The organism is Ectothiorhodospira shaposhnikovii (assembly GCF_047222355.1).
Taxonomy (GTDB): domain Bacteria; phylum Pseudomonadota; class Gammaproteobacteria; order Ectothiorhodospirales; family Ectothiorhodospiraceae; genus Ectothiorhodospira.
Genome location: NZ_CP178333.1, coordinates 2993443 through 3009218 on the forward strand (window position 1 = coordinate 2993443; position 15776 = coordinate 3009218).

At 66.1% G+C, this 15776-nt stretch carries 15 protein-coding genes; 6 read left to right on the plus strand and 9 right to left on the minus strand.

Going from position 1 to position 15776, the window contains the following annotated elements:
- The first annotated feature begins 11 nt into the window (after positions 1-11).
- Positions 12-605, plus strand: a complete 594-nt coding sequence (gene rdgB, locus ACLF6L_RS13720) for an RdgB/HAM1 family non-canonical purine NTP pyrophosphatase (RefSeq protein WP_238616300.1) — start codon at positions 12-14, stop codon at positions 603-605.
- A 77-nt stretch (positions 606-682) separates the two neighbouring features.
- Here the strand turns inward: rdgB and ACLF6L_RS13725 are convergent, their stop codons facing one another.
- Positions 683-1600 carry a hypothetical protein gene (locus ACLF6L_RS13725; RefSeq protein WP_238616301.1) on the minus strand — a complete coding sequence of 306 codons (918 nt, stop codon included), beginning with the start codon at positions 1598-1600 and terminating at the stop codon, positions 683-685.
- Between the two features lie 287 nt (positions 1601-1887).
- Between ACLF6L_RS13725 and hemW the strand changes: the two genes are divergently transcribed.
- Positions 1888-3066 carry a radical SAM family heme chaperone HemW gene (hemW, locus tag ACLF6L_RS13730; RefSeq protein WP_412851896.1) on the plus strand — a complete coding sequence of 393 codons (1179 nt, stop codon included), beginning with the start codon at positions 1888-1890 and terminating at the stop codon, positions 3064-3066.
- A gap of 29 nt (positions 3067-3095) precedes the next feature.
- Here hemW and ACLF6L_RS13735 read toward each other — a convergent pair whose 3' ends face one another.
- From ACLF6L_RS13735 to apbC, 7 genes are all read right to left on the minus strand, one after another.
- A complete protein-coding gene (locus tag ACLF6L_RS13735) occupies positions 3096-4664 on the minus strand; it encodes a lipoyl protein ligase domain-containing protein (RefSeq protein WP_412851897.1) in 1569 nt (522 codons plus the stop codon).
- The gene (ubiV, locus tag ACLF6L_RS13740) at positions 4661-5554 is read right to left on the minus strand and encodes a ubiquinone anaerobic biosynthesis protein UbiV (protein WP_412851898.1); all 894 of its coding nucleotides are present in this window, start codon (positions 5552-5554) and stop codon (positions 4661-4663) included. The genes ACLF6L_RS13735 and ubiV overlap by 4 nt, the downstream gene beginning before the upstream one ends.
- The gene (gene ubiU, locus ACLF6L_RS13745) at positions 5551-6552 is read right to left on the minus strand and encodes a ubiquinone anaerobic biosynthesis protein UbiU (RefSeq protein ID WP_210386910.1); all 1002 of its coding nucleotides are present in this window, start codon (positions 6550-6552) and stop codon (positions 5551-5553) included. The genes ubiV and ubiU overlap by 4 nt, the downstream gene beginning before the upstream one ends.
- 14 nt (positions 6553-6566) lie before the next feature.
- Entirely contained in the window at positions 6567-7526 is a 960-nt protein-coding gene (locus ACLF6L_RS13750; RefSeq protein ID WP_412851899.1) for a TIGR01212 family radical SAM protein, read from the minus strand.
- 2 nt (positions 7527-7528) lie between these two features.
- Positions 7529-8158 carry a TatD family nuclease-associated radical SAM protein gene (locus ACLF6L_RS13755; protein WP_200175680.1) on the minus strand — a complete coding sequence of 210 codons (630 nt, stop codon included), beginning with the start codon at positions 8156-8158 and terminating at the stop codon, positions 7529-7531.
- A gap of 178 nt (positions 8159-8336) precedes the next feature.
- Positions 8337-8900 (minus strand): dCTP deaminase, encoded by a 564-nt coding sequence (dcd, locus tag ACLF6L_RS13760; RefSeq protein ID WP_412851900.1) that lies wholly within the window; start codon positions 8898-8900, stop codon positions 8337-8339.
- 14 nt (positions 8901-8914) lie between these two features.
- On the minus strand, positions 8915-10000 hold the full coding sequence (gene apbC, locus ACLF6L_RS13765) for an iron-sulfur cluster carrier protein ApbC (protein ID WP_238616308.1): 1086 nt from the start codon (positions 9998-10000) through the stop codon (positions 8915-8917).
- Between the two features lie 154 nt (positions 10001-10154).
- Here apbC and yegQ point away from each other — a divergent pair, with 154 nt between their 5' ends.
- Both yegQ and ACLF6L_RS13775 read left to right on the plus strand, forming a co-directional pair.
- Positions 10155-11510 carry a tRNA 5-hydroxyuridine modification protein YegQ gene (yegQ, locus tag ACLF6L_RS13770; protein ID WP_412851901.1) on the plus strand — a complete coding sequence of 452 codons (1356 nt, stop codon included), beginning with the start codon at positions 10155-10157 and terminating at the stop codon, positions 11508-11510.
- Positions 11483-13564, plus strand: a complete 2082-nt coding sequence (locus ACLF6L_RS13775; RefSeq protein WP_412851902.1) for a hypothetical protein — start codon at positions 11483-11485, stop codon at positions 13562-13564. Before yegQ ends, ACLF6L_RS13775 begins: the two co-directional genes overlap by 28 nt.
- Before the next feature lie 9 nt (positions 13565-13573).
- On the opposite strand, the gene ACLF6L_RS13780 is transcribed toward ACLF6L_RS13775, so the two are convergent.
- Positions 13574-14320, minus strand: a complete 747-nt coding sequence (locus ACLF6L_RS13780; RefSeq protein ID WP_412851903.1) for a YdcF family protein — start codon at positions 14318-14320, stop codon at positions 13574-13576.
- A 120-nt stretch (positions 14321-14440) separates the two neighbouring features.
- On the opposite strand from ACLF6L_RS13780, the gene ACLF6L_RS13785 reads away from it, so the two are divergent.
- A complete protein-coding gene (locus ACLF6L_RS13785; RefSeq protein ID WP_238616313.1) occupies positions 14441-15409 on the plus strand; it encodes a patatin-like phospholipase family protein in 969 nt (322 codons plus the stop codon).
- A gap of 83 nt (positions 15410-15492) precedes the next feature.
- The gene (locus ACLF6L_RS13790; protein ID WP_040405667.1) at positions 15493-15741 is read left to right on the plus strand and encodes a BolA family protein; all 249 of its coding nucleotides are present in this window, start codon (positions 15493-15495) and stop codon (positions 15739-15741) included.
- Positions 15742-15776 lie beyond the last annotated feature (35 nt).

The window sequence follows — 15776 nt, forward strand, 5'->3', positions numbered from 1 at the left end:
CGGAGCCAAGAATGAAAATCGTGCTCGCCACCGGCAATGCCGGCAAAGTCAGGGAATTTGCGGATCTGCTGGCCGGCAGCGGCCATGAGATTCTGCCCCAGTCCGACTTCCAGGTCAGGGAAGCCGAGGAAACCGGGCTGAGTTTTGTGGAAAATGCCATCCTCAAGGCCCGCAATGCCGCCGAACAAACCGGCCTGCCAGCCATGGCCGATGACTCGGGGATCGAGGTGGACGCCCTGGACGGGGCGCCCGGGATCTACTCGGCCCGTTACGCCGGCCCCGGCGCCGATGCCGAGCAGAACAACACCAAGCTGCTGGAAGCCCTGAAGGGGGTTCCGGAGGATCGGCGCACCGCCCGCTTTCGCTGCGTCATCGCCTTCCTGCGCCATGCCCGGGATCCTTCGCCGATCCTCTGCGAAGGGACCTGGGAGGGGGCCGTGGCCCTGCGACCGGCGGGAGATGGCGGACACGGCTACGACCCGGTGTTCCTGGTGCCGGAGTTGGGACTGACGGCGGCACAGATCAGCGCCGAGGAAAAGAACCGGCGCAGTCATCGGGGTCAGGCGCTCACCTCGCTGCTGGCGCATCTGGGCGGGCCGCGGTAAGGGGCATCCATCGGCGGAGAACATGTCCGCACCGCCACTTTGCGGGGAAAGGCGGCATGGCTTGATCGGTGTTTCTCTCAGGCGGTCAGGTCACGATAGCCCAACAGCACGTCGGAAGCCTCCCCCCTGCTGCCGTCGGTCCGCTCGAACTGCCCCTGCTGGGCCACCACGTCATAGGCATTCAGCGCCCGGGCGGTCTGATCATAGCCCAGGTGAATGGCGGCCACGCCCGCCTCCTCCAGGGTCTTGAGCCGCTGGCTCCCGTCCGCCCCCATCTGGAACAGACGCAGACGTTCGAACACGCTGTCCTGGGCGTTGATCACGCCGTCACCGTTATCATCGAACTTGGCCAGCTCCTCGAAACCGTGGGCGGCACCGTGCTGATCCCCGAACAGTTCCCGACCATCATCGATGACGCCGTTGTCGTTGCGATCCAGGGCCAGGAACCAGCTGTTGCCGGTGACGAAGCTGACCTGCTCCCGCCGCCCGTCGCCCGTGATGTCGAAGCGCACACCGCCATCCACCCCGGTGGTGGTAATGCCCTCGCCACCCAGATCCAGCACCAGAGGATCGGCCTGCTGCGGCGCCCCGCCCAGACTGACCTGCAGACGTTCCATGCGCACGGACTCGAAGCGGATGCGCGCCGCCTCGCCGGTCTCCGCGCCCCGGATGCTCACGTCCAGGCGGGAGACGCCCAGTTGCTGCCACTGGAGTTCCACACCACGGTCGGGAGCCGCCCCGGACGCGGGTGACCCGGAGGGGGATACCGGCTCGGAGGAAGAAGATGAGGCCTTCGGGGAAGCACCGGCCCCGGCTTCGAGCTTCGGCTGATCCCGCAACAGAACCTGCCGAATGATGCGATAGTCCTGATGTTCGTTGAGCCGGGTTTCCTGGTCGGCCAGGACACCGGCGGCCTCTCCATCAGGCGCCGCCGGCACCGGCGCGGCAGATCGGGTGGTGGGCTGAAGGACGGGAGTGGAGACGGGCGGGATCATGGACCACCTGTGCCGGATACTATGGACCTGATGGGTTTATCGGCAGGCATGGGTGAGACTTTAGGGATGATCCAAGCCCGTCATTCCCGCGCCAGCGGGAATCCATTCGCAGACCGTAAACCATGGACTCCCGCCTTCGCGGGAGTGACGGTGGGAAATTTGCCGAGACGCCCGCCTTCGAGGGGGTGACGGCGAGGGGCCTGTTCAGCATTTCCCTGGAGGATTACAAAAGATAACCGGGTGCGGCACACTTGAGACCGGACCTTGCCACCGCAAGCTGGAATCCCATGCTCTCTTCGCAACCTCCACCGCCCCTGACCCTGTATGTGCACATCCCCTGGTGTGTGCGCAAGTGCCCCTACTGCGACTTCAATTCCCATGCCGCCGACAAGATTCCCGAACAGGCCTATGTGGAGGCCCTGATCGCGGACCTGGAGACGGAACTGCCCATGGTCTGGGGGCGATGCATCGACAGTGTCTTCATCGGCGGCGGCACCCCCAGCCTGCTGAGCCCCGAGGCCATCGAACATCTGCTGTCGGCGATCCGCGCCCGCCTCATCTGCCGCCCCTATGCGGAAATCACCCTGGAGGCCAACCCCGGCACCGTGGAACAGGCCCGTTTCGAGGGCTACCGGGCGGCGGGGGTGAACCGCCTGTCCATGGGGATCCAGAGCTTTGACGATACCCTGCTCGGGGCACTGGGCCGCATCCATACGGGACGGGAGGCCCGGAAGGCGGTGGCCACGGCCCGTGCGGCGGGATTCGAGAACCTGAACCTGGACCTGATGTTCGGCCTGCCCGGACAGACGGTGGCCCAGGCCATGGCTGACCTGGACACGGCCATGGATCTGGGGCCTGAGCACCTGAGCTGGTATGAACTGACCCTGGAGCCCAACACGGCCTTTGCCGCCGCCCCTCCCGCCCTGCCCGACGAGGACACCCAGTGGGCGATGATAACCGAGGGGCAGGCGCGACTGGCATCCCGGGGGTTTGCGCACTACGAGGTCTCAGCCTATGCCGGGAACGGGCGACAGTGCCGACACAATCTCAACTACTGGCAGTTCGGGGATTATCTGGGCATCGGCGCCGGAGCTCATGGCAAGCTCACGTTACCGGCGGAGGGACGCATCCTGCGCCGCTGGCGTCATCGTCAACCCAGGGCCTTCATGGAGGGCGTCCGCTCCGGCCGGGCACTGAACGGCGAACGGGTGCTTGGCCCGGAAGAAACGGCATTCGAGTTCATGCTCAACGCCCTGCGGTTGGTGGAGGGCGTGCCGTCAACCCTGTTCACCCGCCATACGGGGCTGGGACTGGAGGCCCTGGAACCGGCAAGGTCGGAGGCGATGGCCCGGGGACTGCTGGAAGATGATCCGGCGCGACTGGTGGCGACTGCGACGGGGCGACAGTTCCTGAATGATCTGGTGGGCCTGTTCCTGCCGGCGGACGGGCCGGGCGGGGGGGATTGAGGTGGAGGGGCGCGGGGAAAACAACGGCATCAGTCCGTCGGCTTCCTCGGCACCCACACCATCACCTTCTCCACCAGCCCCATGTCCAGCTCGGCCTCGGCGGTGAACTCGCCGGCGTAGGCGGCCTCCTCCTGATTCAGGTCGTAACAGTTCGCGCCGGTGATGTCCATGAGGACCGCCGGGATGCCGGCGGCACGGAAGGCATGGATGCGCTTCTGATAAAAATCCCGACAGCACATGCCCACATAAGCGGGCTCGCCGTCTGCCTGCATCTGCTCCAACACCCGGCACAGGTGCTCGTAACGGGTGATGGTCACCACCTTCATCCCCCGCTCCCGGGCCAGGCGATAGGCCTCCCCCACGTCACAACCACCGCATTCAGGGCAGGCATCCTCGTGGCGCCAGTCGCACCAGGCGGGCTTGGCGCAGTAGGGCACCAACATGACCGAGGCCCGGTTCAGGATGTCCTTGACCCCTTCCACACCGTCGGGCCGGTGGACCATGAGCCGGTTGGCCTGCCGGACATCCAGGCCCAGCCCCTGCTCCGCGCGGCGCCCCAGAGCCAGGCGCAGCAACCGACACAATTCGTCGGGACCGAATCCCGGAAGCTGAACGTCCTCCGCCCGCAGACGGCGGATCATGCGCACTTCGGCCGCATCCATGGGGGCACCGGCCAGGGTTTCGGCCAGGGACAGGAACAGATCCGGTGGCGCCACATGCACCGCGCCGGAGAAATGGGCCGCCCGGATCACCCGGCCGGTATCGTCCGGCAACAGACGCAACTGCAGGATGCCGCCGGGGGTGGGCAGGAACGCCTGCCAGCTACAGTCCGCGCTTGCCGACCAGTCTTCGTCCAGGGCAGGGTCCACGGGCATGTCCGGTGGTGGCCGTGCCCTGTCGTGCACCGGATCCGGCGCGGTCATCATGCCCTCCAGCGCCAACTCCCGAAGCAGAGAGTGGGTAACGGCCTCCTTCAGAGCCACCATGTCCAGATCCCTGATCGGCATCTCATCCAGAGTGATGAAACGATTGCGGGCACTGAGGATGCCCTGGGCGCTGAGTTTTTCCCGTGGCGCCCGAAGCACCTTGAGCAAAACTTCCGTATCCAGCGTTTCCAGGATCACCGCCTGGTAGAGCACGGCCTCGGCCTCGATGGCCAGAAAGCCCGCCCCCAGCTTGCGCCCGGACACTTCCAGGTCGTTGGGAAAGGCGGTATGGGCGGAAATGCCCAGGCCGGTCAGGGCCCGCACCAGGGCGCGGTTGAGCCGGGCCATCAGCGCCGTGAGGGTATCGCCCCCCCCCAGCCAGTGACGGGGCAGGGTCAGACTCAGGCAGCACTGCCCCGGCGCCAGATAGAGGGCCCCACCGCCGGTGAGCCGACGCACCACGGGAATGCCCGCCTCTTGGCAGTAGGTGCCGCGCACCCCGTGACAGACGGCTTCGTGACGGCCCAGGCTGGCGGTGGGCTCATAGCGATGGAATCGCAGCCTGGCCTCGTCGGCGGCCACGGAACCCGCCAGATGGCGAAGGTCCCGGGCCACCTGCTCGGCCCCCGGCGCGATGCCGTCGGTCCAGACCCGGCAGGGCCGGACCGTCATGCCGATACGCTCTCCCGCCAGTTCATGCCGGCGTCACCCTCCCAGTAGCCGTCGCAGAAGCGGGGGAACAGGGGCTTCATGGCATCCAGGGCCTGACGCGGGGTCAGGCTGCCGTCGATGCAGCCGCGGAAGGCCCTGACCACTGCCTCGGTGCCTTCCGGTTCCGGAGAAATGCGCACCACATCGATCCCCATGGCCTGCAGTTCGGGCATGGCCTCGATGAGGTTGTTGGGGTCGGCGGACTGGAGCTGGATGCCGTTGATGGTGAGGAAGCCGCTGCCGTCCTGGGTGGCCAGGGGCAGGCCCGCCGGATAGTCCAGGCAAGCCAACTCACAGCTGTCCTTGGGCAGGTTGCGGGCACGGGCGGTGAAGCAGCGGGCGGAGAAGGCCAGGGGCAGACGACCGAACACCAGCACCTCGGTTTCCAGTCCGTCGGGCCGAGCCTTGTGCATGCCTTCCAGGATATGCCGGGACAGCTCCACCGGCATCACCCAACGCACCGCGCCGATGTCCCGCAGTTCGCGCAGGGTACCGGCGTTGTAGGTGTTGATGTTGGGGCCCGCGACAAAGGGCTTGCCCAGGGACAGGCCCAGGGACGTGGCATCGTTGGCCTCGATCATGAAGCGACCGTTTTGCACCAGGCGTTCCAGGGCCAGGCGCTCGGATTCCGCTTCCATCAGGGCCAGGGTGGACATGACCACGGTCTTGCCGGCGGCGGCCAGACGATCGGCCACCTCCAGCCAGTCGGCGGCACGCAGCTCGCGACGCTTGGAGCAGACCGTCTCGCCCAGATAGACGATGTCCACCGGCCACTGTTCGACGGCGGCGTAGAATTCCATGACCCGCTCGCGGGGCCAGTAATACTGAATGGGTCCCAGGGAAAGTTTCATTGCCAGGCTCTGTGCAAGGCACCCAGGGTCTGGGTGCGTCCTTCGGACATGCCGGCGAGCTGGGAGGCCCATTCCGGCCGCGGGGTGTAGGCATCGGGGTTGGCGTGGCAGGCATCCAGGGCCTGGCGCATGACGCGCGTGGCCTGTCCCACATAGGCGGGGCTGCGCTGACGGCCTTCCAGCTTGATGGCCTTGACGCCGATCTTGAGCAGATCGGCCAGGATGTCCAGGGTGCTCAGGCTGGTGGGTTCCTCGATGGCGTAGATGGTGTCATCGCAACTGCCCACCTGATAGCGGCCCTTGCAGATGACCGGGTAGCCGGCGCTTTCGCCGGGCTTGAAGGTATCGATGAGTACGCCGTTCAGCCGCGCCTCGCGACCGCGACCGGTCTCGATCCAGCGCACGGCATGGGCGGGGGAGCAGGCCCCCTTGGTGTTGGGTGAGTCGCCGGTGGCATAGGAGGACAGCATGCAGCGGCCCTCCACCATCACGCACAGGCTACCGAAACCGAACACCTCGATGTCCAGCTTGGCCCGCTCGATCACCTGCGCCACCTGGGACATGGACAGCACCCGGGGCAGCACGGCGCGCACCACGCCGTAGCGCTCGTGGTAGAAGTTCAGGGCATCGGCGGTGGTGGCGGAACCCTGGACCGACAGATGCAGGGTGAGATCCTTGTGGGTATCGGCGGCATAGCGCAAAAGCCCCATGTCGGCGAGGATGACGGCGTTCACGCCCTCCTCGGCGGCCACATCCACCGCCTGGGTGGCGGCGGTCCAGATGTCCGGCTGGGGATAGGTATTGAGGGCCATATAGACCTTCACGCCCTTGCCCCGGGCGTAGGCAATGCCCTTCTGCAGGGCCTTGCGGTCAAAGTTCAGGCCCGGGAAGTTACGGGCATTGGTCTCGCCGCGCAGGCTCAGATAAACGGCATCGGCGCCGTTGTCCACGGCTGCCCGGAGCGCCGGGAAGCCGCCCGCCGGACAGACCAGCTCCATACGATCTGGGTTCATCAACAACTCTCCTGGGTTCCTGGAAGGTGACTGTCTGAATGCAGGGGACGCGCACCCTGCCGGGTCCCCCGCCGTGTCAGCTCCTGTTCGATGGCGTTGATCACCGTCCACTTGCTGCCGCACCAGTCCGGTGCCAGCAGCAGGGGCTTGCGCGCCGTGGCGGTCAGGCGATGGAACACCACCTCGGGCGGGGTCATCTCGATCATGTCCACCGCCGTGTTCACATATTCGTTAAGGGTCCAGGGCCGGTATTCGCCGGCGCGCCACTGGCGGGACAGGCGGGTGCCCCGGACCACATGCAGGGGGTGAAGCTTGAGGCCATCGGTGCCTTCATTCAAGACCCGGACCAGGGTTTCCCGCTGGTGCCAGGGGGTCTCGCCGGGCAGACCGATGATCAGGTGGGTGCAAACGGATAGCCCCCGGTCACGGGCACGCCGGACGGCGTCCTGGTATTCGGCAAAGCCGTGCCCCCGGTTGACCCGGACCAGGGTCTCGTCGAAGGCGGACTGCAGGCCCAGCTCCAGCCACAGGGTATGGCCCTGTTCCTGGTAGGAAACCAGCAGGTCCAGCACCTCGTCGGGCACGCAGTCGGGGCGGGTACCGATGGACAGCCCCACCACCCCCGGCTGTTCCAGGGCGGCATCATAGAGGGCCTTGAGGCGGGTGACCTCGGCGTAGGTATTGGTGTAGGCCTGAAAATAGGCCAGGTGCAGGCGGGCGCCGGTGCGCCGGGCCACCACTGCCCTGCCCTCGTCCAGCTGCCGGCGCACGGCGCCGCCGTCCTGCCCCTGGGGGGCAAAACTGGCGTTGTTGCAGAAGCTGCAACCGCCGCGGCCCTTGGTGCCGTCCATGTTGGGGCAGATGAATCCGGCGCTCACGGTGAGCTTGTGCACCCGCTGGCCGTACCGTGCCCGCAGGTGGCTGCCCAGGGTGTTGACGCGGTCGGTGAGGGTGGACATCGTCAGCCCACCAGGTCCAGGACCCGACGACGAAACCCCACCCCCAGTTCCCGGGCAATGGCTTCGCAGGCGGTGATGTCCACCCCCGGAAGGCCGTCGACGGCGGTGACGGTGACCTCGGGCACATGGACACGGGCGGCACGCACGAAGTCCAGCAGGGCCGGATAGGCACCGGGCAGTTTGGGCCGGCAGTGCCGTTCGTAGGTGAAGGCATCCTGGGCATTGAGGGAGACGGACAGGGCATCGATGCAGCCGGCCATCTCCGGGGTCACATCCCGGCCGTGGACCAGACTGGCCAGACCGTCGGTATTGATGCGAATGGCGGGGGCGCCCCGGGCCTTGAGTTGCCGGGCCACGCTCAGGACGGCGTCCAGGCGCAGGGTGGGTTCGCCCAGGCCGCAGAACACCACGGCTTCGTAATCCTTCGGATCGCCCACTGCGTCGAGCATCTGTTCCACCGTGGGCTCCTGATACAGCCGCAGGGGGTATCCCTGCACCTCCCAGGTCTTGTTGAACTTGGGGCAGAAGGCGCAGCGCAGGGTGCAACGGTTGGTGACGTTCAGATAACGGCGGTTGTGTAGGCTGTAGCCCACCACGGGGTCTGCGTGGTGGTCGGCCGTCTGTTGCTGCATCTTCAAGCTACCTCTTGGCTTGCGGCCCGGGGTCGGGGCCGCGACCCGACGCCCGAAACCGCGGCGGGGGCTCGCCGGGAAAACCGCCATTAAACATGAATTGGCGGTCGCTGTCATGTTCTGGAATCAGTCTTGGCCGGTGCCGCAGGCCAACCCCGCCATGCGCGGCCGGGGCCGCTCAGGTCTTGGGCAATGTCACGCCCCGTTGCCCCTGATACTTGCCGCCCCGATCCTTGTAGGAAGTCTCGCAGACCTCGTCGGACTCCAGGAACAACATCTGCGCCACTCCTTCATTGGCATAGATCCGCGCCGGCAGGGGGGTGGTATTGGAAAACTCCAGGGTCACATGCCCCTCCCACTCCGGCTCCAGGGGCGTAACGTTTACTATCAATCCGCATCTTGCATAGGTGCTTTTACCCAAACAGATGGTCAGGATTGAGCGCGGAATACGAAAATATTCAAGCGTATGCGCCAGGGCGAAGGAGTTGGGGGGGATGATGCAGACGTCCGATTTGACGTCCACGAAACTGCGTTCGTCGAAGGACTTGGGGTCCACGATGGTGGAGTTGATGTTGGTGAACACCTTGAATTCGTCGGCGCAGCGCACGTCATAGCCATAGCTGGAGGTGCCGTAGGAGATGATGCGCTCCTCCCCGGCGTACCGCACCTGCCCCGGCTCGAAGGGTTCGATCATGCCCTGCGCCGCCATGCGGCGGATCCACTTGTCCGATTTGATCGACATGAAACGACCTGCCTTTACTGGATGACGATGTTGGGGAACTTGGCGCTGTAGTCCCGGGCCTGGGCGGCTAGGCGCGCGGCGGTGCGGCGGGCGATCTCCCGGTAGATCTCTGCGATGCGGCTATCGGGCTGGGCAATCACGGTGGGGCGGCCACCGTCGGCCTGCTCACGGATATGGATATCCAGCGGCAGGGCGCCGAGGAACTCCACGCCGTAGTCCCGGGCCATGCGCTCGCCGCCGCCCTGGCCGAAGATGTATTCCTCGTGACCGCAGTTGGAACAGATGTGGATGCTCATGTTCTCCACCACCCCCAGCACCGGCACGTCCACCTTCTCGAACATCTTCAGACCCTTGCGGGCATCCAGCAGGGCGATGTCCTGGGGCGTGGTGACGATGACGGCACCGCTCACCGGAATCTTCTGGGCCAGGGTAAGCTGAGTGTCGCCGGTGCCCGGCGGCAGGTCGATGACCAGATAATCCAGCGCCTTCCAGTTGGTGTCCCGCAACAGCTGCTCCAGGGCCTGGGTGACCATGGGGCCACGCCAGATCATGGGGGTATCCTCATCGATGAGAAAACCGATGGACATGGCCTGGATGCCGTGGTTTTCCATCGGCTCCATGGTCTTGCCGTCGCGGGTCTCCGGCTTGCCGGAGATGCCCAGCATGCGGGGCTGGCTGGGGCCGTAGATGTCGGCATCCAGGATACCCACGCTGGCCCCCTCCCCCGCCAGGGCCAGGGCCAGGTTGACGGCGGTGGTGGACTTGCCCACCCCGCCCTTGCCGGAGGCCACTGCGATGATGTTCTTGATCCCCTGAAGGGGTTTGAGATTCTTCTGTACCGCATGGGAGACGATGCGAGTCTCCACCTGCACCTCCACTGCGGCGACGCCCGGGATGCGTCCCACCCGCTCGGTCACCGCCCGGCGCAGCGCATCGTGCCAGCCGGCGGCGGCATAGCCCAGGGTCAGCCGGATGCCGACCTTGTCACCATCCACCTGGATATCCTTGACGGCCTTGGTGGACATCAGGTCCTTGTCCATGTAGGGATCCTGGATCTCCTTGAGAGCCGTTTCAACCTGCAAGCGGGACACCTGGGACATCAAGCCTTCCTCGGGGAATTTCATTGGGGGGATTCATAGTGCAATCCTGGGATTCTACACCATGGGATCAGAGAAGGCTGAATCCCCCTGCCGATGAAGGGTTTGCCGTGGAGCGCGTCCACGTCACGGCCGTAACTGAAGTATCATTTCCCCCATGAACCCCCCCGAACTCCTCGCCCCCGCCGGCACCCTGAAGAACCTGCGCTATGCCCTGGCCTACGGCGCCGATGCGGTGTATGCCGGCCTGCCTCGCTACTCCCTGCGGGTGCGCAACAACGACTTTTCCACCCTGGAACGACTGCAGACCGGGATCGAGGCCACCCACGCCGCGGGCCGCCGATTTTTCCTGGCCGCCAATATTGCCGCCCATCCCACCAAGGTGCAGACCTTCCTCAAGGATCTGACCCCGGTGGTGGCCCTGGCACCGGATGCGCTGATCATGTCGGATCCGGGCCTGATCCTGATGGTCCGTGAAACCTGGCCGCAGATCCCGGTGCACCTGTCGGTGCAGGCCAATACGGTGAACCAGGCCTCGGTACGCTTCTGGCGGGGGCTGGGCCTATCCCGGGTGATCCTGTCCCGGGAGCTGTCCCTGGAGGAGATCAGCAGGATCCGTCAGGACTGCCCGGACACGGAACTGGAAGTGATGGTGCACGGGGCCATGTGCATCGCCTATTCCGGGCGCTGCCTGCTGTCGGGCTACTTCAATCACCGGGATGCCAACCAGGGGGCCTGCACCAATTCCTGCCGCTGGCGCTACCGCCTGCACCCCGCCCGGGCCGATGACACCGGCGACCTGCTGCCGATGGAGGAAGCCGCCGGGGGACGTCATCCACGGGCGAACGAGGCATTCCTGCTGGAGGAAGGGGAACGGCCCGGACAGCTCATGCCGGTGGAGGAGGATGAGCACGGCACCTACATTCTCAATTCCATGGACCTGCGGGCGGTGGAGCATGTGCGGCGACTGACGGAGATCGGGGTGGACGCGCTGAAGATCGAGGGCCGGACCAAATCCCACTACTACGCCGCCCGCGCCACCCAGGTGTATCGCCGTGCCATCGACGATGCGGCGGCGGGCCGGGACTTCGATCCGCGACTGCTGGATCACCTGGAGGGGCTGGCCAACCGGGGCTATACCGACGGCTTCCTCACCCGCAACAAGGACCGCACCGCACAGAATTATGAACGGGGACACTCGGAATCCGCCCGCCAGCTGTTCGTGGGAGAGATCCTGGGCTTTGATCCCGACACCGGGCTGGCGGAGATCGAGGTAAAGAACAAGTTTGCGGTGGGAGATCGTTTGGAGGTGATGACCCCGGCGGGCAGCCGCGAACTGATCCTGGAAGCCCTGTTCAGCCTTGCGGGAGAGGCAATGGCGGAGGCGCCGGGCGCGGGCTACCGGGTCCGGATCCCCCTGCCCGAGGGGGATTACCACCTGGGTCTGGTGGTACGGTACATGGACTCGCGGACCTCTCAAACACCTTGCGACGCCTCCTCCTTTCAATCCTGATCCTGCTGGCCGCGGGACTGGCCGGCCCGGCCCTGGCCCTGGACGGTCTGCGCCTGGGCATCGGGGACATTCAGGGCGACGGCTGGTCCATGGCAGGCGTCAGCCTGGACCTGAGCCTGGGGCAGCGGGACACCCTGGATCTCCAGGTGGAACGACTCCGGCTCCCGGAACCCCTGGGGGCACTGCGGCAGGTCCGGCTGCAGTGCCGGGGAGGCGGGCTGGACAACATCACCCTGGATTGCCCGCAATTGCAGGTCACATGGCGACACCCGGCATTGGGATATGGCAGCGGTACGGGCCGCATGGCCCTGCGCCTGGACGGTCGGCTGGATCTGGATCTGGCCCTTGAACTGGAACGGATGGACGGGCTTCGAGTACGCCTCTTGCTGGGTCCGGGACACTGGCAGGCGACGGCAACCCTGCAGGCCCTGCCCGTGGCGGAGTTGCCGGGTCTGCTCGCGGCCCTGTCCTCGCCCGCACCAGATATTCCCCTGGACGACCTTATGCTGCAGGGCGTCCTATCCGGCCACCTGCAGGCCACCGGTGGTGACGACGGCCTGGGGCATCTTTCATCCCGACTGTCCTGGCGCTCCGGCGCCTTCAGCGCCGCCGACGGCACCCTGGCGGGAGAAGACCTGGCCATGGACCTGGCCATGGAAGCCCGACAGCAGGCCGGTGGCTGGCGGGGCCGGCTGGATCTGACCTGGTCCGAGGGAGGCAGCTACATCCACCCGGTCTATGCCGAGTCCTCGCCCGAGGCCCCCGGCCGGGTGGGACTGACTTTCAACGGCTCACCGCAACGTGGCGAACTGCGGGTGGAACAGCTGGATCTGACCTGGGGGGAGGCCCTGCAGGTGGTGGGCAGGCTGCATCTGGATACCCGGCGGGATCCACCCCTGCGGGAGGCCGACCTGATCCTGAGCCGAGGGCGTCTGCCGGTCCTGTACGAAACCTTTCTCCAACCCTTTCTCCACGGCACGGTGCTGGAAGACCTGGAAACCCTGGGACTGGTCTCGGCCCGGCTGCAGGTCCGGGAGGGCGAGCTGTCCCAGGCGGCACTGACCGCCGTGGACGTCTACCTGGACGACCGACTGGGACGCCTGGGCCTCTACGGCCTGGACGGTCGCTTCCTGTGGAGCGCGGCACAGATCCCACCCACCAGCAGCCTGGGCTTTGTGGGCGGACACGTCTATCGCATCCCCCTGGGCAATACCCGCCTGCGACTGCAACTGGAACAGGACGGCCTGCGACTGCTGGAACCGGCCCGGATTCCGATCCTGGACGGCGCGCTGGAAGTGGAGACACTCAAGGCGCAGGCCCTCTCCACCGATGACCCGGTGATGGAATTCGATGGCCGGATCACCCCCATTGCCATGGAACTGCTGGCCGCCGCGGTGGACCGCCCCCTGTTCACCGGCACCCTGGCCGGGGTCATCCCCCGGGTGCGCTACCAGGGGGGCGAACTGAGCGTCGGCGGACGACTGCTGATCCATGCCTTCGACGGCCTGATCATGATGCGCAACCTGCGCCTGCGGGACCCGTTCGGCGTGGCACCGGTGCTCTCCGGCGACCTGGACATCAACCACCTGGATCTGGCCGCCATCACCGGCACCTTTGCCTTCGGCAGGATCGAGGGGCGACTGCAGGGCCACGTGCATGACCTGGTGCTGGTGAACTGGGAGCCGGTCCGTTTCGATGCCGCCCTCCACACCCCCCTGGAGGGTCATTTCCGGCGTCGCATCAGCCAACGGGCGGTGGACAATCTGGTGAGTCTGGGCGGCGGCGTGGGTGGGGCGCTGGGCACCGGCTTCCTGCGCTTCTTCGAGTCCTTCTCCTACCGCCAACTGGGCCTGTCCTGCCGCCTGCGCGGGGATGTATGCGAGATGAGCGGGGTGGCACCGGCGCCCATGGGAGGGTATTTCATCGTCCAGGGGTCGGGACTGCCCCGAATCCAGGTGGTTGGCTTCACCCGCCAGGTGGCCTGGCGGGATCTGGTGCACCGGCTGGTCAGCGCGGTGCAGTCCGGGGAGTTCTCGACGGGTGAGGACGATTGAAACCGAGGCTCAGCGATACCTGAACCGGTACCAGACCATGCCCAGATACTCGTGCAGGGCAAAGCGGGTGCGTTCCAGGGCAGCCGCCTGGGGAATCAGGCCCCGTCCGTCGAACCCCTCCGTCGACCGCGGGTCCGGGCGGCGGGAATAGGTCGGCATGGCGGATACGGTCAACCCGGTCTGCTCGAAGCACCAGCGCGCCCGGGGCACATGCACCGCGTGGGTGACAAGGACGGCATGCCCGATGCCTTCGGCCAGCAGCAGTTCGGCACTGAACAGGGCGTTTTCACAGGTATTACGGCTTCGATCCTCCACCCAGCGCACGGGCACGCCCCATTCCCCGGTGAGCACCTGCTGTATCAGCTCCGCCTCGCTCAGGGGTTCTTCCCCCCCCACCCGTCCACCGCTGACCAGGATCGGCAGACCGGTCTGTCGATGCACCCAGGCACCATACCTGGCCCGCTCCAGGGAAAAGTGGTTCACCGTGTCGCCGCCGTATTCCGGGGCATCCGCGCGCCTTCCACCGGCCAGGATGACGACAGCACCGGCCTCATCCGGTGCGGCCTGCACGGCACGGGCCCGGTCTTCAAGGGCACCGGTGAGCGCATGGGACACCATCGGCAGCGAGGCCAGATAAAGTAACAGCAGGCCCAGCACCACCAGGGTCCGCCCCATCCACGTCCGCCGGAACAACACCCCCGCCAGTACGAGCAGCAGGGGGCTTGCAGGCGGCATCAGCAACAGTTCCAGGGCCACGCTTCTCTCCACGGACTTGGCAAATCATCGGGCCGACGACCGGCAGCACGACGGCTTCGGCAGCGGCCTCCGGACACGGTATGATCAACACGGCATTCTACAGAAAAGGAGACCTCGCCCATGACCGCCCTCGATCCCGGTCGGCGTCGCGCCCTCAAGGCCCTGATGGCCGCCACCCTCGTGCCCGCCCTTGCCGGTCTGCCCGGTCCGGCCGCCGCGGGCCGGACACCCCGCGTCGGACTGGCGCTGGGCAGCGGCGGCGCCCGGGGCCTGTCCCATGTGCTCATCTTCGAAGTGCTGGAGGAACTGGGCGTGGTCCCGCACCGCATCGCCGGTTCCAGCATCGGCGCCATCATGGGGGCGCTCTACGCGGCGGGCCTGTCGTCCCGGGATATCCATGATGCCATCGACACCCTCACCGTGGCCCACGACGAATCCTGGTTCGAGTCCCTGCTGAACCGGGAATGGACTCGCTGGATCAAGTTCCTGGAGCCCTTCGGCGCCAAGGGCGGGCTGATGAAGTCGGACGCCTTCATCAAGTTCCTTAAGGATATCGCCGGCGTGGGTCGTTTCGAGGAACTCCAGATCCCCCTGCAGGTGGTGGCCACCGACTTCTGGGAACGGCGCATGGCGGTGTTCGACAGCGGTGATCTCTGGCCCGCCGTCCAGGGCAGCATGGCCATGCCCGGGCTGTTCAGCCCGGTCACCGTGGGCGACAGGGTGCTGGTGGACGGCGGTCTCACCAACCCCGTCCCCTATGATCTGTTGCTGGAGGATTGCGACATCACCATCGCCGTGGACGTGCTGGGCACGCGGGAGCCGAACCACGATAACGGTAACGGCGGCGTCAACGGTGCGGGCAACGGCAACCCGTCCTACTTCGACAACAGCTTCAACACCTTCCAGATCATGCAGTTCTCGATCCTGGAAGAAAAGCTCAGGCGGGTCCGACCGGACATCCTGATCCGCCCAAAGATCAGCAATGTGCGGGTATTGGAGTTCTACCGTTTCGAGACCATTTTCGAACAGTCCCGGCCGGCGGCGGAACAACTGCACAAGGAGTTGAAGGCGCTGCTCGGGAAGCACTGAACAGCAGCGGACCACCATGACCTCCCGACTCCCGATCCGTTATGATCAGAAGCCCCGAACCACGGATTGCCATTGATCAAATCATGACCCCAGAACAGGTACAAGCGCTCATCGCCGCCGGGCTGCCCGACGCCCAAGTCACCGTCAGCGGCCAGGAAGGCCATTTCGAGGCCGTGGTCATCTGCGAATCCTTCGCCGGACTCAGCCGCCTCAAGCGGGAACAGAGGGTCAACGCCACCGTCAGGCGGGAGATCACCAGCGGTGCCCTGCACGCCCTGTCCATTCGCCCCATGACCCCGGAAGAATGGGCGCAAAAGCACCCGAACGCCTGATTTTTCATCGACCGCCGAAAAACTTACGGAACCCC

What these genes read in the sequence shown, in the direction of transcription:
- dcd (WP_412851900.1), bottom strand. Translation starts at nt 8,900, where the DNA reads ATGTCGATCAAATCGGACAAGTGGATCCGCCGCATGGCGGCGCAGGGC.
- ACLF6L_RS13785 (WP_238616313.1), top strand. Translation starts at nt 14,441, where the DNA reads ATGACCGCCCTCGATCCCGGTCGGCGTCGCGCCCTCAAGGCCCTGATG.
- ACLF6L_RS13735 (WP_412851897.1), bottom strand. Translation starts at nt 4,664, where the DNA reads ATGACGGTCCGGCCCTGCCGGGTCTGGACCGACGGCATCGCGCCGGGG.
- rdgB (WP_238616300.1), top strand. Translation starts at nt 12, where the DNA reads ATGAAAATCGTGCTCGCCACCGGCAATGCCGGCAAAGTCAGGGAATTT.
- ACLF6L_RS13790 (WP_040405667.1), top strand. Translation starts at nt 15,493, where the DNA reads ATGACCCCAGAACAGGTACAAGCGCTCATCGCCGCCGGGCTGCCCGAC.
- yegQ (WP_412851901.1), top strand. Translation starts at nt 10,155, where the DNA reads ATGAACCCCCCCGAACTCCTCGCCCCCGCCGGCACCCTGAAGAACCTG.
- ubiV (WP_412851898.1), bottom strand. Translation starts at nt 5,554, where the DNA reads ATGAAACTTTCCCTGGGACCCATTCAGTATTACTGGCCCCGCGAGCGG.
- ACLF6L_RS13755 (WP_200175680.1), bottom strand. Translation starts at nt 8,158, where the DNA reads ATGCAGCAACAGACGGCCGACCACCACGCAGACCCCGTGGTGGGCTAC.
- apbC (WP_238616308.1), bottom strand. Translation starts at nt 10,000, where the DNA reads ATGTCCCAGGTGTCCCGCTTGCAGGTTGAAACGGCTCTCAAGGAGATC.
- hemW (WP_412851896.1), top strand. Translation starts at nt 1,888, where the DNA reads ATGCTCTCTTCGCAACCTCCACCGCCCCTGACCCTGTATGTGCACATC.
- ACLF6L_RS13725 (WP_238616301.1), bottom strand. Translation starts at nt 1,600, where the DNA reads ATGATCCCGCCCGTCTCCACTCCCGTCCTTCAGCCCACCACCCGATCT.
- ubiU (WP_210386910.1), bottom strand. Translation starts at nt 6,552, where the DNA reads ATGGAGCTGGTCTGTCCGGCGGGCGGCTTCCCGGCGCTCCGGGCAGCC.
- ACLF6L_RS13750 (WP_412851899.1), bottom strand. Translation starts at nt 7,526, where the DNA reads ATGTCCACCCTCACCGACCGCGTCAACACCCTGGGCAGCCACCTGCGG.